Source organism: Nocardia sp. NPDC055050 (assembly GCF_053608345.1).
Map to the genome: position 1 here is coordinate 62,107 of NZ_JBSGVG010000012.1, position 24,389 is coordinate 86,495.

Genomic DNA, 24,389 nt, shown 5'->3' on the forward strand with positions numbered 1-24,389 from the left:
CCACCACGTCCACACAAGGAGGCACCCGTGGCGAAGAAGAAGGTGACGGATCCGGCCGCGGTCGGACCCGACACAACGCTGATCATGATCATGTTCGGGTTCGCGGCGCTGATCACTCTCGCCGTCGCCCTGCACCTGGGCAACGCGCTGGCGGTTGTGCCGCAGACCATTCCGATCAACCCGATCGCGGTGGTCGCCGATCTGGCGCGGGGCAAGCTGCACTGGCCGCGTGCGTCGACGGTGATCGTGCTGTTGGTGATCGCGTCGGCCATCGCGTATGTGGTGATCCGCAAGCGGTTGAAGAAGCGTGCGGGTGTGGGGCGGTTGGCGGTCGACGACAAGGCCGACCACATGGGCAGCGGTAGCGCGATCGCGTCGATCACCGAGGCCGGAGTCAGGGAGAAGGCGGCAGCTCTGGGGATGAAGCTGGGCACCAACGACTCACCCGGTGTGCCGATCGGCATCGCTGTCGCCGACGGCACCTCGCTCTACGGCTCCTACGAAGACCTGCATCTCGACATCTGGGGCCCGCGACAGGGCAAATCCACCTCGCGGGTCATTCCGGCGATCCTCTCCGCGATCGGGCCCGTGCTGGCGACGTCGAACAAGCGTGACGTGGTCGACGCGACCCGTGATGTGCAGGAAGCCAAGGGCAGTCGCACATTCGTGTTCGATCCACAAGGCGTCGCCGGTGAACGACCGACCTGGTTCTGGGATCCGCTGAGCTGGGTCAACTTCCGCACCGAGGGGTGTGAGATGCGCGCGGCTCGGCTCGCGGGACATTTCGCCGACGCCGAGACCGGCGGCAGCGCCGACGACGGCGACAACTTCTTCGATCCTGAGGCCGAAGACCTGCTCGCCGCGTTCTTCCTCGCGGCCGCGATCGCGGGCAAACCGATCACCCAGGTGTGGGAATGGGTGACGAATCCGCAGAACACCGAGGCGATCGAACACCTGCGCGGCGCCGAACACCACTTCACCGCGTCCGGCCTCGCCATGCAGTACAATGCCGACGAGCGCACCAGGAGCGGCATCTTCGGTACCGCGAAGAAGATGATTCGCTGCTTGCAGCTGTCCAATGTGCACCCGTGGATCACCCCGGCCGACGGCGTCCGTCCCCAGTTCGACGAACTGGAGTTCATCGAACGCAACGGCACGCTGTACTGCCTGTCGCTCGAGGGGCGCGGTTCGGCCGCACCGCTGGTGAGCGCGCTCACCGAGGCGGTCATCGATGTGGCCATGCGTAAGGCCTCGCGCTCGTCGGGTGGCCGGTTGCCGATCCCGTTGCTCGCGGTGCTCGACGAGGCCGCCAACGTGGTGCGCTGGAAGGATCTGCCCAAGCAGTACAGCCACTTCGGGTCGCGCGGCATCGTGGTGATGACCGTGTTGCAGTCGTGGGCGCAGGGCGCGCGTTGCTGGGGCGAGGCCGGGATGAGCGCGCTGTGGTCGGCCGCCAATATCAAGGTTCTCGGCAGCGGAGTCGACGATATGGCCTTCCTGCGCGACCGGTCCGAGGCGATCGGCGAGTACGACTCGATCTCCGCGTCGATGTCGCAGTCGGGCAACAGCAAGAGCTACTCGCGTTCGCTGAGCTCCTCGGTGACCTTCACCGCGCAGGGCCTGGCGACGCTACCGCGCGGTCGTGCCGTCGTGTTCACCTCCGGTCAGCCCGCGGTCCTGGTGCGGACCGTGCCGTGGTGGGAGTCGGAGTACGCCGACGCGGTCAAGCGGTCGATCGAGCAGAACGACCCGACTCGCAAGACCCGCATCGAAGACCTTTTCGGGTCTGCGTCGCTAGCGAAATCTGTTCCGCCGGAAGAGATGGGTGAAGTCGAGGAGGTCAAGCCGCTGTGAGCTACGACAATGTCGCCAATGGGGAGATTACGAACGGCTACCAGGGGGTGTACGAGTTCGTCACCGAGTACCTGAGTCAGGTCTACCGGCGCCAGGTCACCGATATCAGTGACACGGTGTGGTGCCCGGAATGGTGGCACCACAGCGAGGCCGTGATCCGGTTGAGCGCGCTGTGGCAGGCCTGGGAGCATCACCGTCTGCAGGGCGGGACCGGTATCAGCGTGTGGTTTCTCGACCATGCGGACCCGCACATGACCAAGCTGTTCGACCCGAAAGGGCCGTTCAAGTACTGCAGTGTGCGCAACGGTCACAAGGGGATGCTCGAACCGCTGCCGCTCAAGAAACCGGAGGGCGCGGACGCGCAGATGTTCGGCAGTCCGGACATCGACCGGCTCTGGCAGAAAGGCCGCATACCGGACTGACCGGACGGATGCTCGGATCCCGTTGCCAGGCAAGGGGATCCGAGCATATTCGGAGTCGGGTCAGCGACCGCGTTCGATCCCGCGTTCGATCCCGCGTTCCCCACGCTGACGCGCGAGGGTCGCGCGCATCACGGTGTCCCGGGACCGGATCGCCTCTTCCGGCGAGATGCCTTGGCCCATTTCGACCAGCATCCGAACCTGGGTGAGCTCCGGAGCGACGCCGGCACGCTGCAGATGTGCCGCGATCGCCGAGCGTCGCTCGGCCGAGTCGTAGCCGACGCTCGGCGTCGCCGCGGCGTTCGCGGCGAAGGCGGAGCCCGCCGGCTTGTTGAGGTTGATTCCGCGGTTCTCCACACCGCGCGATTCCACCGTGCGCGACCCCACCGACATCATCTGCACGAGTTCGATATTGCGCGGATCCTTGGCCTTGAGATCACGCGCCTCGCGGATCTGCAATTCGCGCGCTTCCTTCATCTTGGCCTCGATCGCCTTCGCCCGGGACTCGGCCTCTTTCTGGCCGTGTTCCCGCGATTTGACGGCGACCAAGATGGCCATCTGCAGCATGGTGCGCATCATGGATGCTGTTTCGCTGCCGATGTCGTCGAGTTCCGCCATGACTGCTCCCCGATGCTGCTGTGGAAGTGGACATCTGAGCCTACCGCGCGAAGGACACGGTGCGATGTCCGGCGGGCCGGGTCGACAGCGGAGAAAATGCGGGTGAGCGGTGCATGAGGCGGATGAATCGTAGGATTGCCTAGCCTCTGATGATCTTCTTCGCACGTCGGGGCGGGAAAACCGGAAACGGACCGGACACGCCAGCGTGTCCGGTCCGTTTCTGTCCTGGGAAAGCGGGTGTCAGCCCACCTTGACAGAGTTGAACGAGATCGGGATGGCCGGCCCGCCGTCTTCCGCGCCACCCTTGACGCCGCCGCCCGCGACCTTGTCCAAGGTGGCCAGGCCGGCCTCGTCGATCGTGCCGAAGATGGTGTAGTTCGGCGGCAGCTGGGTGTCGCCGAAGACCAGGAAGAACTGGCTTCCGTTGGTGCCCTTGCCCTCCGGGGAGGTACCCGCGTTGGCCATCGCGACCAGGCCGCGCTTGTAGTTCACCGGCTGCTGCAGCGCCGGGTCACCGGCGGGGAACAGGTCGGTGGGGTATTCGTTGTCGAAGGAGTAGCCGGGGCCGCCCATACCGGTGGCTGCGGGGTCACCACACTGCAGGATGCCGAAGCCCGGCGTGGCCACGATGCGGTGGCAGCTGGTCTTGTCGAAATAGCCCTGCTGGGCCAGGCTCACTATCGAGTTGACCGTGCAGGGTGCCTGCGCGCTGTTGAGCGACAACCCGATCGGGCCCTGGGTGGAATCGATCGCCACCTTCACCTCGGGACCGTCGGTGGCGACCGACGTCGTGGTGGGCGCGGTGACGGGCTTGGCCGCAGGCTCCTGGCCCGCCGGGTAGCTGCAGTCGACGGTCGCGGGCTTGGCCGCGGGGGGCGGCGGGCCGGGGATGTCGAGGGGAGTGTTGACGAACTGGGTCGTCGGCACCGCCGAGGACGACTCGGCGTTGACCGACTCGCTGTCGTCGCCCCTGGTGAGGAAATACACGCCGGTCGCGGCGGCCGCGACGACTATCACACCCAGTACCGAGCCCGCGATCGTCAAGCGCTTGCGCTTCTTCTCCTGCTCGGCCCGTCGTGCCAGCTGGCGCTCCAGCTTGCGCTTGGCCGCCGCCCGTCGCTGTTCGTTACTCGGCACTACCGCGTTCCTCCCGTGTCGTCAGGTTCGTCTAGAGGGTAACCGGTTGGACGCGGGGGGCGCCCGTGGGGAAAACTGGACCATCGTGACCAAGACCAGCAGCTTCACCGCCCCGAAGGGGGTCCCCGACTACCTGCCGCCCGGTTCGGCCGAGTTCGTCGCCGTGCGCGACGGCTTGATCCACGCCGCCCGACTCGCGGGGTACGGGCATGTCGAGCTGCCGGTATTCGAACAGACCGCCCTGTTCGCACGGGGTGTCGGCGAGTCGACCGACGTGGTCAGCAAGGAGATGTGGACCTTCGCCGACCGCAACGGCGAGAGCTTCACCCTGCGTCCCGAAGGCACCGCGGGCGTGATGCGCGCGGTGATCCAGCACGGCCTGGACAAGAGCGGTCAGCTGCCGGTGAAGCTCTGCTACGCCGGTCCGTTCTTCCGGTACGAGCGCCCGCAGGCCGGTCGTTACCGGCAGTTGCAGCAGGTCGGCATCGAGGCGATCGGCATCGACGACCCCGCCCTCGACGCCGAGGTCATCGCGATCGCCGACGCCGGATTCCGCGCGCTGGGCCTGGACGGATTCCGCCTCGAGATCACCTCGCTCGGTGACGAGACGTGCCGCCCGCAGTACCGCGAACTGTTGCAGGAGTTCCTGCGCGGGCTGCCCCTGGACGAGGAGACACAGCGCCGCGCCGAGATCAACCCGCTGCGTGTGCTCGACGACAAGCGTCCCGAAGTGCGCGAGCTGACCGCGAACGCACCGCTGATGATCGACCACCTCTCGGAATCGGCGAAGGCGCACTTCGAGCAGGTTCTCGGACACCTCGACGCGCTCGGCGTGCCGTACGTGGTGAACCCGCGCATGGTGCGCGGTCTGGACTACTACACCAAGACCACGTTCGAATTCGTGCACGACCAGCTCGGTGCGCAGTCGGGCATCGGTGGCGGTGGCCGCTACGACGGACTGATGGCCGAACTGGGCGGTCAGCCGCTGTCGGGCATCGGTTTCGGCATCGGGGTCGACCGGACGGTGCTGGCACTCGCTGCCGAGGGCAAGTCGGCGGCCGATCCGGCGCGCTGCCAGGTGTACGGCGTCGCGCTCGGCGACGCGGCCAAGGCGAAGCTGGTCGCGCTGGCCGGTGAACTGCGTGCCGCCGACATCAGCGTCGACCTGGCCTATGGCGGACGCGGGATGAAGGGTGCGATGAAGGGCGCCGACCGTTCGGGGGCGAAGTACACCCTTGTGCTCGGCGATCGCGATCTCGCCGAGAACACGATCGGCGTCAAGGAGATGGCAACCGGTGAACAGCGGTCCGTCCCGCTCGACGGCGTCGTGGCGGTGCTGCGCGCGGAGCTCGGTCGCTGAGGCCGCGTACTCCGCGGTGGGCGCCGCGCTCGGCTGCTGAGGTCGGTGGGGCGCGGTAATCTGACCGCGCCTCATGCCGGGCGGGCCGGTGGGGGCGGAGAGGCAATCGTGGACGGGCAGTCCGGGCAGCCGGCGGCGACGGAACCGGTGGGAATCGACCTGGTGGCGCCCGAGGTGTTCGCGCCGATGTTGCGCAGGCTCGCGCTGGCCGCGCTCGGCGTGGGCGTCGGTGCGGCGTTGCTGTCGGCGGTCTGGCTGAGCTGGCCGTACGCGATCCTGATCGGACTGGCCGTCGCTGTCCCGACCATCGGTTACGTCTTCGCGTTCCAGCGGCGGCGGCTGTGGTTGAGCGGCACCGTGATCCGCGCACACCGGCTGGTCGGCGAACACACGGTCGACCTCGCCCACGCTACCGGCGTGCAACTGCTGGTGTATCCCGCACGCCTGAGCCGCATCGTCTTGCGGGTCACCGCCGGCGGCGACACCCAACTGGTGCCGCTGGCGATGTACACCGACGTGGGCAGCGGCCGTGAACTGCATCTGCTCGGCCTGCGCAAACTCGCCGACGCACTCGCCGCCAGCGAACTCGCCGCGGCCATCGCGATCTCGGAAGTGCTCGTGCAGCAGTTGCGTGCCGAGGCGCGCGACGCCGGCCTCGGCGAACGTCCGCTGTATCGCGCGGTGCGGTCGGTGCGGAGCAAGGACAGCGTCTCACCGGTGGTCCTCACCGATTCCGAGGTCGCCGCACTCGGTTGAGCGTCGCGGGATGGTGTCGTAGCCCGACCGCCTGTCCGGCGGTCAGCCGAAGAGGGCGAGCTGCGCGTCCTGCGGCGTGGGTGGGGGAGCGGCCGGCGTAGTGGGGCCTTGGACTCGGCGTAGGCCGTGGTGGTCGAGGAGGGGATTCACTCGGTCGCGTAGCCAGTCGCGGTAGAGGGGAGTGACGTTGCCGCCGCGGGCGTAGAGCTGGCGGTAGCGGCGCATGAGCGCGGGGTGTTCGGTACCGAGCCAGGTGAGGAACCAGTCTCGGGTGGGACCGCGCAGGTGCATCGGGAAGGCCATGGCGCTGGCCGCGCCCGCGTCGGCGATCGCGGCGAACAGGGCCTCGAGGTGGGCCCGGCTGTCGGTGAGACAGGGGATGATCGGCGCGGCCATGACATGGACGGTGAAGCCCGCGTCGGCCAGCGCGCGGACCAGGTCGAGACGGGCACGCGGTTCGGGGGTGCCCGGTTCGAGGCGGTGATGCAGGTCGGGATCGAGGATGGCGATCGACACCGCGACGCTCACCTCTACGTGCCGGGCCGCCTCGGTGAGCAGGGGGAGATCGCGGCGCAGCAGCGGGCCCTTGGTGAGGATGGAGAAGGGGGTGCCCGAATCGGCGAGCGCGCCGATGATGCCGGGCATCAAGCGGTATCGGCCCTCGGCGCGTTGGTACGGGTCGGTGTTGGTGCCGAGCGCTACCGCCTCGCGCTGCCAGGACCGGCGCAGAAGTTCGCGACGCAGCACCGCGGCGATATTGGTCTTCACCACGATCTCGGAATCGAAATCCTCGCCCGCGTCGAGGCCGAGATATTCGTGGCTGCCGCGCGCGAAGCAGTAGCGGCAGGCGTGCGAGCAGCCACGCATCGGGTTGATCGTCCAGCGGAAGGGCAGCGCGGAGCTCTCGGGCATCTTGTTCAGCGCGCTCTTGCACAGCACCTCGTGGAAGGTGATGCCGTCGAACTCGGGGGTGCGGACGGAGCGGACCAGCCCGGCCCTGGTCAGGCCGGGCAGCGCGCCGTCATCGGCGTCCAGGGTCTGAGCTTGCCACCGCACCCCACGAGTCGAACATTTGTTCGAACGGCTGTCAAGCCTGACGCGACGCCCGCAGGAAGTCGACGAGGTCGTTGACGGTCTCGATGGTCGGGCGGGGGCGGTAGCCGAGTTCGCGTTCGGCCTTGCCGTGGTCGACAACCGGCGCCGAGATCAGTGCGCCCAGTGCGGCTTTGGACAGGCTGTCGGAGCCGAAACGCCTGCCGATCGGCTCGAGCACCGGCAGTGTCGCGCCGAGTACCTTCGCCGGGATGGCGAAGCGTGGGCCCTTGGCGCCGGTGCGGGCCGCCGCCATCCGGCAGAAGTCGATCATCGTGGTCATCTCGCCGCCGAGCAGGTAGTTCTCGCCGGTGCGGCCCTTGTCGCCCGCGAGGACCAGGCCCTGGGCGACGTCGCGCACGTCGACCAGGTCGAAGCCGCCGCCGATCATCACCGGAATCCGGCCGCGCATCGCCTGGGCGGCGATGACGTTCAGCCGGGACAGGCGATCGGGGAGGTCGACCGGGCCGTAGACGCCGGTCGGATTCACGATCACCGCGTCGAGTCCGCGCTCGATCACCGGGCGCAAGGCCAGTTCGCCGGACCACTTCGACCGGTCGTACACGGGCAAACCGGGATCGTCTGAGCGGCCGGAGGTCTCGTCGATGTGTCCGCCCGCGCGGTACTGGTCGAAAGCGTGGATAGAGCTGGTGTGGACGAACCGGCGCACGCCCGATTCCAGCGCCGCCTCGGCGGTGACGCGCACGCCCTCGGTGTTCACCCGCCACGCCAGATCGTTGCGTTCGGCGAGGGTGATCAGCGCGACGAGGTGGTAGACCACCTCGGTGCCCGCCAGCGCCGCACGCATCGACGCCGGGTCGAGCACATCGCCTTCGACCCAGGTGACGGCCGGATCGGCGGTAGCCGGGGCGACGCGGTCGATCGCGACGACCTCGTGGCCGCGCTCGACGAGCAGAGGGATCAAGTTGGTACCGAGGTAGCCGGCTGCGCCGGTCACTGCGACCTTCATGAGGCCGAGGATATAGAACATGTTCTAGTTTTGATAGTGGATCACGCAGATCGGGGGTGGCACGACTCGAAAACTGCCGGGGAGTTCGGCTATATTTGGCGCCAATCGCAGTTGGGTGGTCGCGTCGGGAGTTTCGCGTCCGTCGCTCGCTTCTGTAGTGCAGACTTTTCACGACGAGTTGGGGGGATTTCGCATGACCGATCTCTCGGTGCAAACCGAAGAAGTCGCCGCGTTCGCGGCGACCAATGGCGGGGTGGCGGCACAGGTCGCCGCGGCGGGCAATATCGACCTGGTTGCCAGCGTGTCGGCGGCGACGCCCGTGTTCGGCCTCATCGGCGCCGACTACCTGGCGATGTTCGCGGCCGCGCAAGCGTTGCAGGCCAAGGACATCAACGACCTGTCGGCGAAGTTCAGCTCGCTCTCCGACGCGGCCTTCAAGTCGTCGGTGACCTTCGAGACCACCGATATCGACAATGCCGCCCAACTCGCCCGTCAGGCCGCCGGCCTGTGAAGCCGCTGAGTTCGGACGCGGGCGTCATCGCTCCCGATGCCGCGATGGCCGCCGCCGATGCCGCGACGGCGTCGGTGATGGGTGCGGTACCCCTCGATTCGCAGGCGATCCTGGACGTCCCGCTCATGCAGGTGCCCGAGGATGTGGCGACCGACGAGGAAGCGGTCTTCACCCTCGCGCAGAAGATCACCGACGAAGCCCAGAACGGCAGCATGTCGCCCGCCGGACTGGGTGGGCTCGGCGGCCTCGGCACCGGCGTAGAGCCCCAGGACATCCTGTCCGGCGTCGCGGACGACGCGTCGTCCGCGCTGAGCGGCTTGCAGGGGACGGTCGCTCAGGTCGCCGCGCCCGCGTCGGCCGCCGCGCTGACCGCGTTCGACCAGGCCAAGTCCGCACTCACCGGCACCTCGGGTGCGGGCGCGTCGAGCACCGCCGGCGCGAGCACGTCGGCCGCCGCGACGACCCTGACCGAAGATCCGGTGGCCGCGCTGATGAGCGGCCTGTCGCTGCCCGCACTGCCCGGCATCGACACCCTGTTCCAGCCGTTCCTCGATCTGCTCAGCAGCTTCGGTACCGGCGTTTTCGGCTCGCTGGACCCGACCTCGATCCTGAGCAATTCCTCGGCGGTCATCGAGCAGGCGATGACTCTGGCCCAAGGCGGCGTGAAGACCGTTCAGCAGGTGTGGGAGGGGCAGTCCGCCGACGCGGCGACCACCGCCAGCCAGCAGGCGCAGACACAGGGGCAGGACACCAGCCAGCGCGGCATCGATATCTCCGCGCTCACCCAGCAGGCCGCTGCCGTCGTCCAGACCGGCAACGCCCAGCTCACCACGATCGCCACCACCTTCGCGGCCCAGGCCACCGCGCTCGCGCCGACGATCATGCTGCCGCCGACCCAGGCCACCCTGATCGGCTTGGCCACTTCGCATCTCGGTGAGGCGGTGTCGGTCGTCAACGTCACCCGTGGGCAGTTGATGGGGTACACCGGCGAGCTCAGCGGCGTCGTCGGGCAGCTGGCCAGCCAGAGCGGCCTGCCCTCGCCCGAGGAAGTTCTCTCCGCGGCTTCGGAGAACATCGGCGAACCGCTGCTCACCCAGGCGGAGGAGGCTCTGACCGGCGGCGGCGATTCGTCTACCACCGCCGCGAGCACCACGGCGGGTACCACTACTCCTGGCTCGACTTCACCGTCGAGTGTCGGTACCGGTGGCAGCGGCGGTGGATCCGGCGCCTCGCTCGGCGCGCTCGGTACCGCGCGCGGCGGCGCCGGCGGCTCGGCGGGCAGCACCGGCGGCACTCCGAGCTCGGGCACTCCGAAGTCCACCGCGGCCGTGCCGGGTGCGGCGGTTCCGGCGTCGGGCCGGCCGATCAGCACGGTGATGGGCTCCGGCACCACCACGGCCGCCGGTACCAGCGGTACCTCCGGCATGATGGGCGGCGGTGGCGCGGGAGCGGGTGCGGGCCGTGGCAACAACGAGGAAGAACACGGTCGTACCGTGCAGCCCTACCAGAGCCGCACCGGCAACGACGATCTCACCGGTCCGCTGGGCGAATCCACGCCCGACGTGATCGGTGCCGTCCACGAGGACGAACGCGAAGCGGACGCGACCGCGGATCGGTTCTGACCGGCAAGGGGCTCGCCGGTGAAAACCGGCGAGCCCCTTGCGGTTCGGTGTCGAACGATCAGCTCTTGAAGGCGTCGACCAGCTTCTTGTAGAGGTCGGTGAAGCGCTTGCGCGCGGCCTTCTGCTCCGGGTTGAGGCCATCGGACGCATCGGGGGAATAGATCACCAGGTGCGCTTCGTCGGCCGGGTCGTCGGGCATCAGGTCGATGATCTGGGTGCCGCGGTTGTCGCCCGCCGGCATCCCGAAGTCGGTGTCCTTCAGTGCGTTGATCTCCTCGCGCGCGGCCTCGATCACGTCGGCGGCAACCTTTCCGGTCACCTGCTTGGGTGCGGTCTCGGGTTTACGGTCCTTGCTCACCGCGTCGGGCATGTGCACGGCCTTGCCGTCGGCGAACACCTGCAGGACCGGACGCAGGTCGGTGCGCTGCGACCAGCCGTCGGGGATCGTGGTCAGGCTCACCAACGGTAGTGGCGCCGGATCGGCATGGGCGAGTGCGCTCGCGCCGCTCAGGGCGAGAGCGCAGACGAGCAGTCCGGTCATGGTCGGGCGCATGGGTTCCCCTCGATCGAAAGACAGTGCGTGGGTTTCGCGTTCGAGGCGTCAGCGTATCCCGGGCGGGTTGTCGAGGTCACGCGCGGAATAGGTGTCGCACGCCTGCACCGACCCGGTCCGGTAGCCGGTGAGGAACCACTTCTGCCGCTGTTCGGAGGATCCGTGGGTCCACGACTCGGGATTGACACCGCGACCGGCCGAGCGCTGGATACGGTCGTCACCCACGGCATTGGCGGCCGACAGCGCATCGCGAATGTCATTGTCGGACAGGGGTTTCAGGAAGGGCTGTCCACCGCCCGGCGAGGGCTGCTTGTCGGCGAAGTTGGCCCAGATACCGGCGTAGCAGTCGGCCTGCAGCTCGGTGCGGACCGCGCCCGAGGTCGCACCCTGCGGATCACGCTGAGCCTTGCCGATGTCGCCGAGCTGGTTCTGGATGTGGTGGCCGACCTCGTGCGCGACCACGTACTCCTGCGCCAGCGGTCCCGCGCTCGCGCCGAAGCGGTCGGTGAGTTCCTGGAAGAAGGCGGTGTCGAAGTAGGCGGTCTGGTCGGCGGGGCAGTAGAACGGGCCGACATCACTGGTGGCGTTGCCGCAGCCGGTGCTCACGCCGCCGGTGAACAGCACCAGTTCGGGCTCCACGTACTGCTTGCCGGTCTGCTTGGGTAGCTGCACCGACCACACCGCGTCCAGGCTCTGCGCGGTGGCCACCACCCGGCAGTCGACGTACTTGTTCGCATCGGCGCCGGTCTTGCAGTGGGTCGGCGTTCCCGCGGTCCCCGGCTGTGCCTGCTGCCCGCTCTGCGCGCCGGTGAAGTTGCCGAGCACTGTCCCCGGATCGCCGCCGAGGAGCAACGTGATCACCAACAGGATCAGACCGCCCGCGCCGCCGCCGAGAGCGAGTTTGCCGCCCATGCCGGGTCCGCCGCCCGACGACGCCCGGCCGGGATCGATCTGCATACCTTCGTTGAAGGTCATCGCGGTACTCGCCTTCGCTCGGTTGTCCAGCTGTCTCACAGCGCGATTCACCGTCGGCGGGAGCGGCGACGGCGGACAGGTGTCACAAGCTTGACACGGTGAGGAAGATATCGGTTTTCATCCGGGCACCGTGTCTCACTACGATGGCAGTGCACACGGTCATCTGCGCCGGTGCGACAAGTCCGTGAAAGTCTGTCGAAAGGAATACCGTGCTGCGCACCCACTTGGCTGGTTCGCTGCGAGGCGAGCACGCCGGTCAGACCGTCACCCTCACCGGCTGGGTGGCGAGGCGTCGTGACCACGGTGGTGTGACCTTCATCGATCTGCGCGACGCCTCGGGCGTCTCGCAGGTGGTTTTCCGCGAGGGCGAGGCGGCCGAGCAGGCCCACAAGCTGCGCGCGGAATACTGTGTGCAGGTCACCGGTGTGGTGGAACGGCGTCCCGACGGCAACGAGAACCCGGAGCTGCCGACGGGGCAGATCGAGGTCGACGCCAAGGAACTGGTCGTGCTCAACGAGAGCGCGCCGCTGCCGTTCCAGCTCGACGAGACCCCCGGCGACGAGGCCCGCCTCAAGTACCGCTACCTGGACCTGCGCCGCGAAGGCCCCGGCCACGCCATCCGCCTGCGCTCCAAGGTCAACGCCGCGGCTCGCGACGTGCTGGCCAACCACGACTTCGTCGAGGTCGAGACCCCCACGCTCACCCGTTCGACTCCCGAGGGTGCCCGCGACTTCCTGGTTCCCGCGCGCTTGCAGCCGGGTAGCTTCTACGCCCTGCCGCAGAGCCCGCAGCTGTTCAAGCAGCTGCTGATGGTCGGCGGCATCGAGCGGTACTACCAGATCGCGCGCTGCTACCGCGACGAGGACTTCCGCGCCGACCGCCAGCCCGAGTTCACCCAGCTCGACATCGAGATGAGCTTCGTGCGCCAGGAAGACGTGATCCTGCTGGCCGAGGACATTCTGACCTCGCTGTGGAAGCTGGTCGGCCACGAGATCGTCACCCCGATCCCGCACATGACCTACGCGGAGGCGATGCGGCGCTACGGCTCCGACAAGCCCGACCTGCGCTTCGGGATCGAGATCACCGAATGCGCCGAGTACTTCAAGGACACCCCCTTCCGGGTGTTCCAGGCGGAGTACGTCGGCGCGGTCGTGATGCCGGGTGGTGCGAGCCAGCCTCGGCGCCAGCTCGACGCGTGGCAGGACTGGGCGAAGCAGCGCGGCGCCAAGGGCCTCGCGTACATCCTGATCAACGAAGACGGCACCCTCGGCGGCCCGGTCGCCAAGAACCTGACCGATGCCGAACGTGAAGGCCTGGCCAAGCATGTCGGCGCCGAACCCGGCGACTGCGTGTTCTTCGCGGCAGGCCCCACCAAGGCACAGCGTGCTCTGCTCGGTGCCGCGCGCGGCGAGATCGCCCGCAAGTGCGACCTCATCGACCCGAACGCCTGGGCCTTCGTCTGGATCGTCGACGCCCCGATGTTCGAGCCGACCGCCGACGCCACCGCCAGCGGCGACGTGGCCCTCGGCTACTCGGCCTGGACCGCGGTGCACCACGCGTTCACCTCGCCCAAGCCGGAGTCGATCGACACCTTCGACACCGACCCCGGTGCGGCGCTGGCCTACGCCTACGACATCGTCTGCAACGGCAACGAGATCGGCGGCGGTTCCATCCGTATCCACCGCCGCGACGTGCAGGAACGCGTGTTCAAGGTGATGGGCATCGACCACGACGAGGCGCAGGAGAAGTTCGGCTTCCTACTCGACGCCTTCTCCTACGGCGCCCCGCCCATGGGCGGCATCGCCTTCGGCTGGGACCGCATCACCGCGCTGCTGGCGGGCGAGGACTCGATCCGCGAGGTGATCGCGTTCCCGAAGACCGGTGGCGGCGTCGACCCGCTCACCGACGCACCCGCGCAGATCACCGCGCAGCAGCGCAAGGAAGCGGGCATCGACGCCAAGCCCGAGGCCAAGGGCAAGGGCGACGCCGCCGACGCGCCGAAAGTTGTTGCGGCCGAGAAATAGCGGTCATCGGAGGTAGCCCGGTACCTTCTGGTCAGTTCCCGATCGCGACGGCGGGACCGATCAGGAGGACACCGGGTGCTACATCTGCGAGTGATCAGCCCGCCCGAGCAGACCGACGCCCTGGTGCGGGTGCTCGAGGAGGACGCCGGTGTCACTCATCTGACGGTGGCGCGCGGGATCGCCCTCGACCCGCCGGGCGATCTGGTCCAGGCCGATGTGGCGCGCGAGGCGGGCAACAAGGTTCTCGCCGATGTGAAGGCGCTCGGCATCGTTCATACCGGCGGGATCACGCTGGAACCGATCACGGCGGTGCTGTCCGACGCCGCCGATCGCGCGGTCCACGCGGCGCCGGGCGACCCGAGCGACGCGGTCGTCTGGGAGCAGTTGCTCAAGGAGACGCACGAGGAATCCTCGCTCAACGCCACCTTTGTGGCGTTTCTGACGATCGCCTGTCTGCTGGCCTCGATCGGTGTGGCGACCAACTCGCCGGTCACCATCGTCGGCGCGATGGTGGTGGGTCCGGAGTTCGGGCCGCTGGCAGCGCTGTCGGTCGCACTGGTTCGCCGTAACTGGCGGCTGGCCCGGCGTTCGGTACTCGCGCTTGCCGTGGCCTTCCCGGTGGCGATGGTGATCACGCTCGGCGCGACCCTGGTGTGGCAGCAGCTGGGCTGGATCACCACCAAGGGTGTCATCGACGCGCACAATGTCGACTTCATCTACGAGGTGGGGCCGTTCTCGCTGGTCGTGGCCCTACTCGCCGGTGCGGCCGGGATGCTGTCGCTGGTCACCGCGAAGTCGGCGGCCCTGATCGGGGTGTTCATCTCGGTCACCACCGTGCCCGCCGCGGGCTACGCGGTGGTGGCGGCGACGATCGGTCAGTGGCATCGCGCGTTCGAATCGGTCGGTCAGCTCGCGGTGAACCTGCTCGGCATCGTCGTGGCCGGGGTGATCGTGCTCGAGTTGCGACCCCGGGCGGGGGACACGGACGGTCCGCTCGGGCGATTCAAGCGGGCCATCGGCATGCGGTCCGCGCTCGACCGCTGACCTCAGACGCGGGCGACCGGTCCCGCCGTCAGCATCCGGTAGGAGTAGGTGACCGCGATGACGCATACCGGCCCCGCGACGAACAGGCCGAGCCCGCACAGTATCGCGCCGACGAGGGTGACCAGCGTGATGGTGAGCGCCAGCAGCAGCGCCGCCCACAGGTTCGCCAGCACCAGTTGCGCGCTCGCCTTGATCGCTTCCACCGGACCGTAGTCCTGGTCGATCACGAAGTGTATCGAGAACATGCACAGGAACCCGGCGACGATGCCGGGCAGCAGGCACAGCGTCGAGGCGAGCAGCGTGACGGTGAAGGCGAGCAGCGAGGTGAGCAGGACATTGCCCGCGTTCACGAACCGGAAGTAGGACCCGAAAGCCGGTGGATACCCGTCGGTTTCGTAGAGCGCGCCGCGCACCATCGCCGCCTGCAGCAGCCACAGTGCGACGATCACCATCAAGAACAGCAACAGCACGCTGAACGGCGACGTCGGCTCGACGATCTGGACCACGGCGACGAAGCCGAGATAGATCAGCACGCCCACCGCGGTGACGCCGAGCCACGGACCCGGATTGGCCCGGAATCGTTCCCAGCCGTAGCTCAGCGAACGGCCGATATCGAGGGCTTGTGCTCCCGAATGGTAGTAACCGGGCGTCTGCCCGGCACCGCCCTGCGACACGCCGGATGCGGGGTATACCGGATTCTCCGGTTTTGCCTGGGGGACGGCGTAACCGGAGCCCGTGCCCGCGGGCCCGTACTGCGGTGTAGGCCCGCCGCGTCCGGCAATCGGTGGCGGCGGCTCGACCGGCTCCTGCCCGTACTGGGCGGCGCCGGGTCCCTCGAATTGCGGATAGCCTGCGCCACCGGCCATTCCGTGCCTGCTCGGTCCCGGACCGGGAGCCGGTGGCTGCCCGGTGCCCTCATGTCTGCCCGTGGGGCCGGCGAACTGTCCGCCACCGCCCGGAACAGGCGACCCGCCCGGCGAATCGCTCGATGCGGCGTACGGAGTGTCGGTCACTGTGATAGACCTTTCGACTCAACCGGTTTGCGGTGTGGCGCACAGCAGTTCACGATGAGAAAACCCGACGACCGGCTGATGTGTCAAGCGAACAGGCACACACGCGCAACCTCGGCGCCAACACGCCGAGCGACGCGGAAAGGTTGTCCAACCGCTCGCTAGAAGTGACCGGGTACGAGTAGCTTGAGAGGCGATGACCGCACTATTGGCCGAACGCGCCGCCGACGTCGTGTCCGCAGCACAACAGTTGCTCACAAAGCGAATGGGTGCTCCGGTAAAGCTGAGTGATCCGATGGAGCTCAGCGGCAGTGGTAGGACGACAGTCCTACGCGTGCGTGTTGCGGAAAACGCATTTTCGTTGCCGCGCACCCTGATCGTGAAGCAGGTGCGCGGTTCCAGTCCTGACCGCCGCATCGGTGGTCTGGCGCCCGGCGTCGCCAGCATCGACGCCGCGTTCCTGCGCGAGGCGGTGTCCTACCAGTTCACCACCGCGCTGAGTCGCGAACAGCGCCCCGGAGCCTTCCTGATCGCCCACAGCGTTCCCGACCGGCTCCTCGTGCTGTCGGACCTCGGCGAGAACGCCTTACTCACCTCGGTGCTGCAGGCGCGTGTCGAGCCGGGCACCCGCAACTCGCTGATGGCGTTCGCTCAGGCGCTCGGCCGGATGCACGCCGCGACCGTCGGCCGCGAACCCGACTTCGTCGCCCTGATGCGCCGGGTCGACTCGGCGCATCGCGTCGACGGGATCGCCCAGCAGGCGCAGGCTGCCATCGCCGAGGTTCCAGGTCTGCTCGAAGCCGAGTTCGGCGTCGAGGTGCCCGGGGAGATCGCCGAGCGCATCGTGCACGGCAACCGTCTGTTCACCGGCGGCCGCTACCGCGCGTTCAGCCCGTCGGACCTGTGTCCCGACAACGTGATCATGAACGAGGAAGGCGCGCGGTTCCTCGACTACGAGTGGGGCGGTTTCCGCGACGCCACCCTCGACATCGCCTACGCGCTGGTCTCCTTCCCCGGCTGCCTGTGCGATTTCGAACTCTCGCGCAGCCGTGCCAAGGAGATGGTCGAGGCCTGGCGTTCGGCCGTGGTCGGTGTATGGCCGTCGTTGGCCGACGACACCGTCCTGGCCGAACGAATCCTCGAGGCCCGGCTGATCTGGGTCTGGCTGTCGACGTACTGGTTCCTGCCCGCCGACCACGCCCGCATCGCCACCGCGCGTGAGCACGGGCTGTCGGTGCCGCGCTCGGAGGCGCTGATCAACCGGTGGTCGGCGCTGGCCGAGGACGCGAGGATGACCGGCGACGACGCGGTCGGCGACTTCGCCGAACAGGTCTCGGCGATGCTCGAAGAGCGCTGGTCGGAGTAGCGCGGCCGAGCGGGCTCCCCATTTCCCGGCGCGACACGGGTACCGTCGGCAGGGATCTGAGGAGTTGGGAGCAGCCGTGCCGATACCGGTCACCGTCACAGTCGTCCGCAAGCAGTGGTTGACCCCGCACCTGGTGCGGGTGGTCGGCACGGTCTCGGACGGATTCAGCCCTAACGGGTTCACCGATGCCTACGTGAAGTTGATCTTTCCGGTGCCCGGCGTCGACTACCCCGAGCCGTTCGATCTCGACACTGTGCGCGCGACGCTCGGCCCGGAGAGCCAGCCCGTGCTGCGCACCTACACCGTGCGGTCCTTCGATCCGCAGCGACGCGAGATCAGCATCGACTTCGTGGTGCACGGCGACGAGGGCATCGCCGGGCCATGGGCGCGCTCGGTGGAGCCGGGCGCGCGGTTCTGGTTGAACGGACCCGGCGGTGCGTTCGCGCCCGACCCGGCGGCCGACTGGTACCTGTTCGCCGGCGACGAGTCGGCGCTGCCGGCCATCGCGGCCGCGCTCGAGGCGCTACCCGCCGGTGTGCCCGCCCTGGTGTTCGTCGAAGTGGGCGGCACCGAAGACGAGATCGCCCTCGACTCGCCCGCCGACCTGCGCCTGCAGTGGGTGCATCGCGGGGTGTCCTCGGACCGGATCACCGACGACCTCGCCGGGGCCCACTCACCACTGGTGGCCGCGGTGCGCGCGGCCGAGTGGCTGCCGGGACAGGTCCACGCGTTCGTACACGGGGAGGCCGAGGCCGTGATGCGTCAGCTGCGTCCCTACCTGCGCAAGGAACGTGACGTCGCGCCGAAATGGGTCTCGATCTCGGGGTACTGGCGGCGCGGCCGCACCGAGGAGGGCTTCCGCGAGTGGAAGCGGGAGCTGGCCGCCGAAGGCGCCTGATCCGGAGTTCCCCGGTGCCGGTCAGCTCGTCAGCGCGACGAGTTTGTCACGCAGATGGGCACGTTCGACCGCGTTGTCGGTGAGCAGCAGCGCCGACTCGTAGGCGGCGATCGCCTCCTCGGTACGTCCGAGATCGGTGAGGAAAGCGGCGCGGGCGGCGTCGAGATAGCCGTAGGTCGCCAGCGCCGGTTCCGCGCCGAGCGGATGTAGTAAGGCCAGCGCCTGCGCCGGATCGCCGGCCAGGCCGACCGCGATGGCGTGATTGAGCAGCGCGACCGGCGACGCGGAATCGCGCAGCAACAGCCGATACAGGCCGATGATCTCTCGCCAGTCGGTGTCGGCCCACGTGGGTGCCTCGTCGTGGACCGCGGCGATCGCGGCCTGCAAGGTATACCGGTCGGTATGTGGCAGAGCGTGTTTCACCAGCGCGATGCCCTCGGCGATGGCCGCGTGATCCCAGCGCCCGCGGTCCTGGTGTTCGAGCGTGCACAGATTGCCGTCGTCGTCGACGCGCGCTGCCCGGCGGGCGTCGGTGAGCAGGATCAGCGCCAGCAGCCCGGTCACGGACGGGTCGTCGGGAACCAGCGCGTGCATCATCCTGGCCAACTGCAGCGACCGATCGACGAGATCGGCACGGACCAGCACCTCACCCGCCGGCGCGGTATGGCCGGTGGTGAACAGCAGATGGATCACCGCGCAGATGGAATCGAGCCGCTGCGGCAGTTCCCGCACCGAGGGCACCCGATACGGAATGGCCGCGACCGCGATCTTCTTCTTGGCTCGGGTGATGCGCGCGGCCATCGTCGACTCGCTCACCAGGAACGCGCGAGCCACCTCGGCGGTGGTGACACCGCAGACCAGCCGCAGAGTCAGCGCGACCTGTGCCTGCGGTGCGAGCGCGGGGTGACAGCAGGTGCTGATCAGCCGCAACCGGTCGTCGGGGATCGCCGGGTCGTCCAGGTCGGCCAGCGCCAGATCGGCGGTGTCGGCGACCGGCTCGTCGACGACGAGCTGGGGCAGCGCCCGCCGGAAGGTGCTGTCGCGACGGAGCAGGTCGAGGCCCCGGCGTCGCGCGACCGTCGTCAGCCAGGCGCCGGGCTTGGCCGGGACGCCGTCGCTCGCCCAGACGGTGAGGGCCGTCGCGTAGGCATCCTGGACGCATTCCTCGGCGAGGTCGAAATCGCGGACCAGCCGCACCGTCGCGGCGAGCACGAAGGCCCATTCACGACGGTGCGCCTGCTCGACGGCCGCGGCCGCCACCGTGGTCACGACTGCGGGTAGACCTGGATCGGGCGAACCTCGACGCCACCGGTGGGGGCAGGCACCCGCGCGGCGATCGCGATCGCGGCATCCAGGTCGGGCGCCTCCAGCAAGTAGTAGCCGCCGAGCGCTTCCTTCGCCTCGGCGAACGGCCCGTCGGTGATGACGACCTCGCCGTTGGCGTCGTGACGGATCGTGGTGGCGGTCGCGGTGGGCTGCAACGCCTGCCCACCGAGATTGGCATCACCGGCGATCTGCTGGAAGGTGCGATGCGCGGCGAGCATGTCGTCGAACTCAGCGGGGGAGTACGCGGCGTAGGCGGCTTCGTCGCCGTAGATCAGGACCAGGTACTGGCTCATGATGTGCTCCTTCGGGTGTGGGGCTGCCCGCTCGTCGGGTGCCGTACTCACTCGACGAGCGACCACGGGCGCAATCGACAACCCTGTCCGAAGAATTCTGCGCCGATTTCCGCCGCGTCGCGGCGAACCCCGGTCAGGGCATCGGCGTCGGCCGCGGTTCGAGCCGACCGCCCGCCGGAACGGCGAACGACGCGCCGTGGCGCACGCCCGTCGCGGGATCGGTGACATCGGCGAGGTAGAACCAGTCCATCTGCGTCTGCGTCGCGGTCACCTCGAGCACGCCGAAACCGTGCGAGTCGAGCTCGACGTAACGCAGGTGGTGGTTGGCTGCCTTGATGGCCTCTTCCGCCGGTACCGACGCGGTGCGGGCGGGCATCTTCAGCAGGTCGCCGACACTCGAGGAGGTGACCGACGGGATCACGAACTCCGCGCCGACAGTCGGTCCGCCCGGGTAGTTCGCGGCGTTCACCGGCAGGTCGGCGGCCCAGGAGGTATGGATGTCGCCGGTGAGGAACACGACGTCGCCCACTTCGTTGTCGGCGATCGCCCGGAACAGCGTGGTGCGGTCGGCGGTGTAGCCGTCCCACTGGTCGCCGTTGACGGTGATCCCGCCCTGCGGAATACCGAGTGCCTCGGTGATCGCCTGGGTCGTGGCCGCTTCCAGTGGCGGGAACACCAGCGGCGCGACCATCACCGAATTGCCGACCAGCTTCCAGCGGGTGGGGGAGGAGGTGAGTCCCGCGGTGAGCCACGCCATCTGGGCGCGGCCGGTGATGGTGCGCGACGGGTCGTCGGCGTGGCGCCAGCCCCCGCCCGGCCCCGCCTCCTCGTCACGGTAGGTGCGTAGATCCAGCATCGACAGTTCCGCCAGCGTGCCGAATCGCAGGCGTCGGTAGATCTGCACCTGGCCGTCGGCGCGCGTGGCGCGCACCGGCATCCACTCCAGGTAGGCGCGGGTGGACGCGGCCTTACGGTCGGCCCAGGGGCCTTCGGTGGCGGGGTCGTGGTTCTCCGCGCCCTCGCGCCAGGAGTTGTCGGCCGACTCGTGGTCGTCCCAGGTGCAGATGAACGGCACTCCCGCGTGCAGGGCCATCAGGTCGGGATCGGTCTTGTACTGGCCGTGGCGGGTGCGGTAGTCGGTGAGGGTGACGATCTCGTTCGCCGGGTCGTGTGCGCGGACCGCGCCGTTGCGGCCGGTGTACTTGCCGCGGCCGTACTCGTAGATGTAGTCGCCGAGGTGCACGATCGCGTCGAGATCGGTGCGCGCGGCCAGGTGCCGGTAGGAGCCGAACCAGCCTGCTTCCCAGTTGGCGCAGGAGACCAGGCCGAGGCGGAGGCGGTCGACCTCGCTGTCCGGTGCCGGCGCTGTTCTGGTGCGGCCGACGGGTGAGGTCTCGCCGAGCGCGGTGAAACGGTAGAAGTAGTCCTCACCGGGGGTGAGGCCGGTCGCGTCGATCTTGACGGTGTGGTCGGTGTCGGCCGAGGCGGTGACGGTGCCGGACGCGGCGAGCGTGCCGAAGCCGGCGTCGGTGGCGATCTCCCAGCGCACCGCTGCCGCGTCGCCGAGGCCGGAACCGGGAGCGGCGTCCTCGGCGACCGTGACCCTGGTCCACAGGATGACCGCGCCCGGTAGCGGATCGCCGGACGCGACGCCGTGCCGGAAGACAGCACCCGCGGCGTGCGCGGCCGCTGCGGTGCCCAGCACCGCGACCGCCGCGACCGCCGTGGAACCGGCGAACAGGGTGCGGCGGGCGAACCCGACCGGCTGGGAGGTTACGGCGCTGTTGTTTTCGACCACGATCAGCGATCACAGCCCACGAATCGCTCGGGCGCAAGTCGACCCGGGGATTGTTGGTCAACTGTCCATCTACGTGGCAGGTCCTGGTCGATCTCCGGGGTCGGTTGGAGAGCTTCGCAGGACATGTCCGAGGGCCTCGGTACCCTGCACAACGTGAGCGACAGCCTTTTCGACGTGCCCGGCGAACACGCGTCCGCCGAACCCGGCGCCGATGCGGTGTTCCGTCGCGACTCCGGCGCGCCGCTCGCCGTCCGCCTGCGCCCGGCGAACTTGGACGAGGTGATCGGCCAGACGCATCTGCTCGGTCCCGGGTCTCCGCTGCGTCGGCTCGTCGAAGGGTCGGGGGCGGCATCGGTGCTGCTCTACGGCCCGCCCGGCACCGGAAAGACCACGCTGGCCTCGTTGCTCTCGCAAGCCACCGGCCGTCGGTTCGAAGCGCTGTCGGCGCTCTCGGCCGGCGTGAAGGAGGTGCGGGCGGTGATCGACCTCGCCCGGCGCAGGCTCGCCGCGGGCGAGCAGACCGTGCTGTTCATCGACGAGATCCACCGCTTCTCCAAGACCCAGCAGGACGCGCTGCTGGCCGCCGTCGAGAACCGGGTCGTGTTGCTGGTCGGTGCGACCACCGAGAACCCCTCGTTCTCCGTCGTCTCCCCGTTGCTGTCGCGCTCGCTCGTCCTGCAACTGCAACCGCTCACTCCCGACGACATCCGCGCGGTCCTCGCCCGCGCGATCAGCGACCCGCGCGGTCTCGCCGACGCCTACACCGTCAGCGACGACGCGATCGAGCACATCGTGCGGATCGCGGGCGGCGACGCTCGCCGCGCGCTCACCGCGTTGGAGGCGTCGGCCGAGTCGGCGACCGAGGGCGCCGTCGACCTGGAAACGGTCGAGGCGACCGTCGACAAGGCTGCCGTCCGCTACGACCGGGCGGGCGACCAGCACTACGACGTGATCAGCGCGTTCATCAAGTCCATTCGCGGCTCCGATGTCGACGCCGCCGTGCACTATCTGGCGCGCATGCTCGCCGCGGGCGAGGACCCCCGCTTCATCGCGCGCCGCTTGATGATCCACGCCAGCGAGGACATCGGCATGGCCGACCCGATGGCCCTGCAGACCGCGACAGCGGCCGCCCAGGTCGTCCAGCAGGTCGGCCTGCCCGAATGCAAACTCGCCTTGGCGCAGGCCACCATCCATCTCGCGACCGCCCCGAAATCCGGTGCGGTGACCACCGCGATCGGCACGGCGATGGCCGATGTCTCACGCGGCAAGGCCGGTGCCGTCCCGCCGTACCTGCGCGACGGTCACTACGCCGGCGCAGCCCTGCTGGGCAACGCCCAGGGCTACAAGTTCCCGCACAAGTACCGCGAAGGCGTCGTGGCCCAGCAGTACCCACCCGACGAACTGGTCGGCACCGACTACTACCTGCCCACCGACCACGGCAACGAACGCACGATCGCCCCGCGTCTGGAAAAGCTGCGCCGCATCATCCGAGGCAAGTGAGGCGGGGTGCGGTCAGTCGAGCGTGAACGGACCGGCGCCACCGACCGACCACACCTTGCGCAGTTGCCCGCCGACCGCTTCGAAGACGTCGATCCCGCCGTGCGCGGGAATCTCGTCGTGGGTTGAATGCCAACGGACAGCGAATGTGCCGGTGCCGGTGGCATCGAGACCGCCGACCGCGTCGGAATCGACGACGAACCCGACGTCGGGTCGCTGCGCCCGGTATTCGGCGACGAACGAGGCGAACGCCGCGGGCCCGCGCAGCGCGTCGGCGATGTCGCGGGTCGGCGAGGCGAACCGGATGCTGAAGTCGTCGGTGAGCAACGCCGTCGCGAGTTCGGTGCTGCCGTTCCACAGCTCGGTCCAGGTCGCGGCGAGCTGATCGGCGGTGACGGTCGTGGTTGTCATGGACTGCTCCTTCGAGTCGGGCCGCGGCGGGTGCGGCGGCCTGCGTCATCCAGAATTCAGTCGTTGCGCGACAACGGTGTGTCGGTGATCGCCATCACATCGATGAGCGTGCCGAACCCCGTCGGGATCGCCGACAGGTCCACCTCGCGTTCGGGACTCGCCTCGTCCAGGACATCGGCGGCCAGCACCCGATCGAGCCGAAATCCCCGCAGTCCCGTCCGCATTCGGCACCAGGCGTACAGAAACCACTCCTCGCCCGCCAGGAACGCCAGTGGTTCCACTTCCCGCGAGGTGGTCACGCCCTCGCGGTCGGCGTAGTCCAAGCGCAGCACTCGCCGCCGGATCACCGCGTCGAGAATCGCGGGCGAGACCGCTCTCGCCGGATCCACCGGCAGGAACCGGATCCGCTCCACCAGTGCGGTAGCGCGCACTCGGTCCTGTTCGGGCAGGACCGCCACGATCTTGTGTACCGCCGAAGCCGCCGCCGCGGCGAACGGCGTACCGGCCAACCGTGGCAACGCCACCGCGAGAGCGGTGGCCTCGGCCGTCGTCAGACTCACCGGAGCGAGCGTTCGATGCCGATCGAGCGCGTACCCGCCCGAGCGCCCCGGCACGGTCATGATCGGCACCCCGGCCTGGGACAATGCGGCCAGATCGCGTTCGATCGTGCGGGTCGACACCTCGAAGCGGGCCGCGAGCTGCCGGGCGGTCCGCGGTCGCGGGCTGTAGGCCCGCAGTTCCTCGGCGAGTGCGTAGAGCCGCTCGGTTTTCGTCACGACGCGATTGTCGTCGATCCACTGTGCCACCGGCGTGGCGCGGACCACCCCGGTCGATGAAAAAGCACCCGCACCGGCC

General features: G+C 68.8%; 23 protein-coding genes. 11 read left to right on the top strand and 12 right to left on the bottom strand.

Annotated features, from left to right (window positions below; genetic code table 11):
• Positions 1-27: 27 nt before the first annotated feature.
• Together ACWGCN_RS15070 and ACWGCN_RS15075 are read left to right on the top strand one after the other, a co-directional pair.
• Positions 28-1,854, top strand: a complete 1,827-nt coding sequence (locus ACWGCN_RS15070) for a type IV secretory system conjugative DNA transfer family protein (protein WP_387442797.1) — start codon at positions 28-30, stop codon at positions 1,852-1,854.
• Positions 1,851-2,276 carry a DUF4913 domain-containing protein gene (locus tag ACWGCN_RS15075; protein ID WP_378626947.1) on the top strand — a complete coding sequence of 142 codons (426 nt, stop codon included), beginning with the start codon at positions 1,851-1,853 and terminating at the stop codon, positions 2,274-2,276. Before ACWGCN_RS15070 ends, ACWGCN_RS15075 begins: the two co-directional genes overlap by 4 nt.
• A 60-nt stretch (positions 2,277-2,336) precedes the next feature.
• Here the strand turns inward: ACWGCN_RS15075 and ACWGCN_RS15080 are convergent, their stop codons facing one another.
• Both ACWGCN_RS15080 and ACWGCN_RS15085 read right to left on the bottom strand, forming a co-directional pair.
• Positions 2,337-2,891, bottom strand: coding sequence for a hypothetical protein (locus ACWGCN_RS15080; protein ID WP_452459208.1), 555 nt, complete (start codon positions 2,889-2,891; stop codon positions 2,337-2,339).
• 240 nt (positions 2,892-3,131) lie between these two features.
• A complete protein-coding gene (locus ACWGCN_RS15085) occupies positions 3,132-4,028 on the bottom strand; it encodes a peptidylprolyl isomerase (protein WP_452460402.1) in 897 nt (298 codons plus the stop codon).
• A gap of 85 nt (positions 4,029-4,113) precedes the next feature.
• On the opposite strand from ACWGCN_RS15085, the gene hisS reads away from it, so the two are divergent.
• Both hisS and ACWGCN_RS15095 read left to right on the top strand, forming a co-directional pair.
• A complete protein-coding gene (hisS, locus tag ACWGCN_RS15090; protein ID WP_379315761.1) occupies positions 4,114-5,388 on the top strand; it encodes a histidine--tRNA ligase in 1,275 nt (424 codons plus the stop codon).
• A 108-nt stretch (positions 5,389-5,496) separates the two neighbouring features.
• A complete protein-coding gene (locus ACWGCN_RS15095) occupies positions 5,497-6,144 on the top strand; it encodes a hypothetical protein (RefSeq protein WP_449966087.1) in 648 nt (215 codons plus the stop codon).
• Positions 6,145-6,186: 42 nt separating this feature from the next.
• Here the strand turns inward: ACWGCN_RS15095 and ACWGCN_RS15100 are convergent, their stop codons facing one another.
• Together ACWGCN_RS15100 and ACWGCN_RS15105 are read right to left on the bottom strand one after the other, a co-directional pair.
• Positions 6,187-7,200, bottom strand: coding sequence for an Rv2578c family radical SAM protein (locus ACWGCN_RS15100; protein ID WP_452460401.1), 1,014 nt, complete (start codon positions 7,198-7,200; stop codon positions 6,187-6,189).
• Between the two features lie 31 nt (positions 7,201-7,231).
• Entirely contained in the window at positions 7,232-8,206 is a 975-nt protein-coding gene (locus tag ACWGCN_RS15105; RefSeq protein ID WP_452460400.1) for an NAD-dependent epimerase/dehydratase family protein, read from the bottom strand.
• A gap of 193 nt (positions 8,207-8,399) precedes the next feature.
• Here ACWGCN_RS15105 and ACWGCN_RS15110 point away from each other — a divergent pair, with 193 nt between their 5' ends.
• Together ACWGCN_RS15110 and ACWGCN_RS15115 are read left to right on the top strand one after the other, a co-directional pair.
• Positions 8,400-8,717: a type VII secretion target gene (locus tag ACWGCN_RS15110; protein WP_378945397.1), complete on the top strand. Its 318-nt coding sequence runs from the start codon at positions 8,400-8,402 to the stop codon at positions 8,715-8,717.
• On the top strand, positions 8,714-10,339 hold the full coding sequence (locus ACWGCN_RS15115; RefSeq protein ID WP_452529040.1) for a hypothetical protein: 1,626 nt from the start codon (positions 8,714-8,716) through the stop codon (positions 10,337-10,339). The genes ACWGCN_RS15110 and ACWGCN_RS15115 overlap by 4 nt, the downstream gene beginning before the upstream one ends.
• Positions 10,340-10,397: 58 nt before the next feature.
• On the opposite strand, the gene ACWGCN_RS15120 is transcribed toward ACWGCN_RS15115, so the two are convergent.
• Together ACWGCN_RS15120 and ypfJ are read right to left on the bottom strand one after the other, a co-directional pair.
• Positions 10,398-10,892: a hypothetical protein gene (locus tag ACWGCN_RS15120; protein WP_378989005.1), complete on the bottom strand. Its 495-nt coding sequence runs from the start codon at positions 10,890-10,892 to the stop codon at positions 10,398-10,400.
• A gap of 48 nt (positions 10,893-10,940) precedes the next feature.
• On the bottom strand, positions 10,941-11,867 hold the full coding sequence (gene ypfJ, locus ACWGCN_RS15125) for a KPN_02809 family neutral zinc metallopeptidase (RefSeq protein WP_378989006.1): 927 nt from the start codon (positions 11,865-11,867) through the stop codon (positions 10,941-10,943).
• 209 nt (positions 11,868-12,076) lie between these two features.
• On the opposite strand from ypfJ, the gene aspS reads away from it, so the two are divergent.
• Positions 12,077-13,891 (top strand): aspartate--tRNA ligase, encoded by a 1,815-nt coding sequence (gene aspS, locus ACWGCN_RS15130; RefSeq protein ID WP_452457816.1) that lies wholly within the window; start codon positions 12,077-12,079, stop codon positions 13,889-13,891.
• A gap of 75 nt (positions 13,892-13,966) precedes the next feature.
• The gene (locus tag ACWGCN_RS15135; RefSeq protein ID WP_449966075.1) at positions 13,967-14,935 is read left to right on the top strand and encodes a DUF389 domain-containing protein; all 969 of its coding nucleotides are present in this window, start codon (positions 13,967-13,969) and stop codon (positions 14,933-14,935) included.
• 2 nt (positions 14,936-14,937) lie between these two features.
• On the opposite strand, the gene ACWGCN_RS15140 is transcribed toward ACWGCN_RS15135, so the two are convergent.
• Complete coding sequence (locus ACWGCN_RS15140) at positions 14,938-15,948, bottom strand: hypothetical protein (RefSeq protein WP_452457817.1); 1,011 nt, start codon at positions 15,946-15,948, stop codon at positions 14,938-14,940.
• 193 nt (positions 15,949-16,141) lie between these two features.
• Here ACWGCN_RS15140 and ACWGCN_RS15145 point away from each other — a divergent pair, with 193 nt between their 5' ends.
• Both ACWGCN_RS15145 and ACWGCN_RS15150 read left to right on the top strand, forming a co-directional pair.
• The gene (locus ACWGCN_RS15145) at positions 16,142-17,311 is read left to right on the top strand and encodes a phosphotransferase family protein (RefSeq protein WP_379312458.1); all 1,170 of its coding nucleotides are present in this window, start codon (positions 16,142-16,144) and stop codon (positions 17,309-17,311) included.
• A 76-nt stretch (positions 17,312-17,387) separates the two neighbouring features.
• Complete coding sequence (locus tag ACWGCN_RS15150; RefSeq protein ID WP_387442815.1) at positions 17,388-18,209, top strand: siderophore-interacting protein; 822 nt, start codon at positions 17,388-17,390, stop codon at positions 18,207-18,209.
• A gap of 21 nt (positions 18,210-18,230) precedes the next feature.
• On the opposite strand, the gene ACWGCN_RS15155 is transcribed toward ACWGCN_RS15150, so the two are convergent.
• The 3 genes from ACWGCN_RS15155 to ACWGCN_RS15165 form a co-directional block, all read right to left on the bottom strand.
• Positions 18,231-19,478, bottom strand: coding sequence for an RNA polymerase sigma factor (locus ACWGCN_RS15155; protein ID WP_452457818.1), 1,248 nt, complete (start codon positions 19,476-19,478; stop codon positions 18,231-18,233).
• Complete coding sequence (locus ACWGCN_RS15160) at positions 19,475-19,828, bottom strand: YciI family protein (RefSeq protein WP_387442819.1); 354 nt, start codon at positions 19,826-19,828, stop codon at positions 19,475-19,477. Before ACWGCN_RS15160 ends, ACWGCN_RS15155 begins: the two co-directional genes overlap by 4 nt.
• 133 nt (positions 19,829-19,961) lie before the next feature.
• Positions 19,962-21,626 (bottom strand): alkaline phosphatase D family protein, encoded by a 1,665-nt coding sequence (locus tag ACWGCN_RS15165; protein WP_452457819.1) that lies wholly within the window; start codon positions 21,624-21,626, stop codon positions 19,962-19,964.
• A gap of 123 nt (positions 21,627-21,749) precedes the next feature.
• Here ACWGCN_RS15165 and ACWGCN_RS15170 point away from each other — a divergent pair, with 123 nt between their 5' ends.
• On the top strand, positions 21,750-23,126 hold the full coding sequence (locus tag ACWGCN_RS15170; protein WP_378989015.1) for a replication-associated recombination protein A: 1,377 nt from the start codon (positions 21,750-21,752) through the stop codon (positions 23,124-23,126).
• A 12-nt stretch (positions 23,127-23,138) separates the two neighbouring features.
• On the opposite strand, the gene ACWGCN_RS15175 is transcribed toward ACWGCN_RS15170, so the two are convergent.
• The gene (locus tag ACWGCN_RS15175; RefSeq protein WP_378989016.1) at positions 23,139-23,534 is read right to left on the bottom strand and encodes a nuclear transport factor 2 family protein; all 396 of its coding nucleotides are present in this window, start codon (positions 23,532-23,534) and stop codon (positions 23,139-23,141) included.
• 56 nt (positions 23,535-23,590) lie between these two features.
• Positions 23,591-24,310 carry a helix-turn-helix transcriptional regulator gene (locus ACWGCN_RS15180; RefSeq protein WP_452457820.1) on the bottom strand — a complete coding sequence of 240 codons (720 nt, stop codon included), beginning with the start codon at positions 24,308-24,310 and terminating at the stop codon, positions 23,591-23,593.
• Between the last annotated feature and the right edge of the window lie 79 nt (positions 24,311-24,389).

What these genes read in the sequence shown, in the direction of transcription:
- ACWGCN_RS15080 (WP_452459208.1), bottom strand. Translation starts at nt 2,891, where the DNA reads ATGGCGGAACTCGACGACATCGGCAGCGAAACAGCATCCATGATGCGC.
- ACWGCN_RS15105 (WP_452460400.1), bottom strand. Translation starts at nt 8,206, where the DNA reads ATGAAGGTCGCAGTGACCGGCGCAGCCGGCTACCTCGGTACCAACTTG.
- ACWGCN_RS15110 (WP_378945397.1), top strand. Translation starts at nt 8,400, where the DNA reads ATGACCGATCTCTCGGTGCAAACCGAAGAAGTCGCCGCGTTCGCGGCG.
- ACWGCN_RS15120 (WP_378989005.1), bottom strand. Translation starts at nt 10,892, where the DNA reads ATGCGCCCGACCATGACCGGACTGCTCGTCTGCGCTCTCGCCCTGAGC.
- ypfJ (WP_378989006.1), bottom strand. Translation starts at nt 11,867, where the DNA reads ATGACCTTCAACGAAGGTATGCAGATCGATCCCGGCCGGGCGTCGTCG.
- ACWGCN_RS15145 (WP_379312458.1), top strand. Translation starts at nt 16,142, where the DNA reads ATGACCGCACTATTGGCCGAACGCGCCGCCGACGTCGTGTCCGCAGCA.
- ACWGCN_RS15160 (WP_387442819.1), bottom strand. Translation starts at nt 19,828, where the DNA reads ATGAGCCAGTACCTGGTCCTGATCTACGGCGACGAAGCCGCCTACGCC.
- ACWGCN_RS15170 (WP_378989015.1), top strand. Translation starts at nt 21,750, where the DNA reads ATGTCCGAGGGCCTCGGTACCCTGCACAACGTGAGCGACAGCCTTTTC.
- ACWGCN_RS15175 (WP_378989016.1), bottom strand. Translation starts at nt 23,534, where the DNA reads ATGACAACCACGACCGTCACCGCCGATCAGCTCGCCGCGACCTGGACC.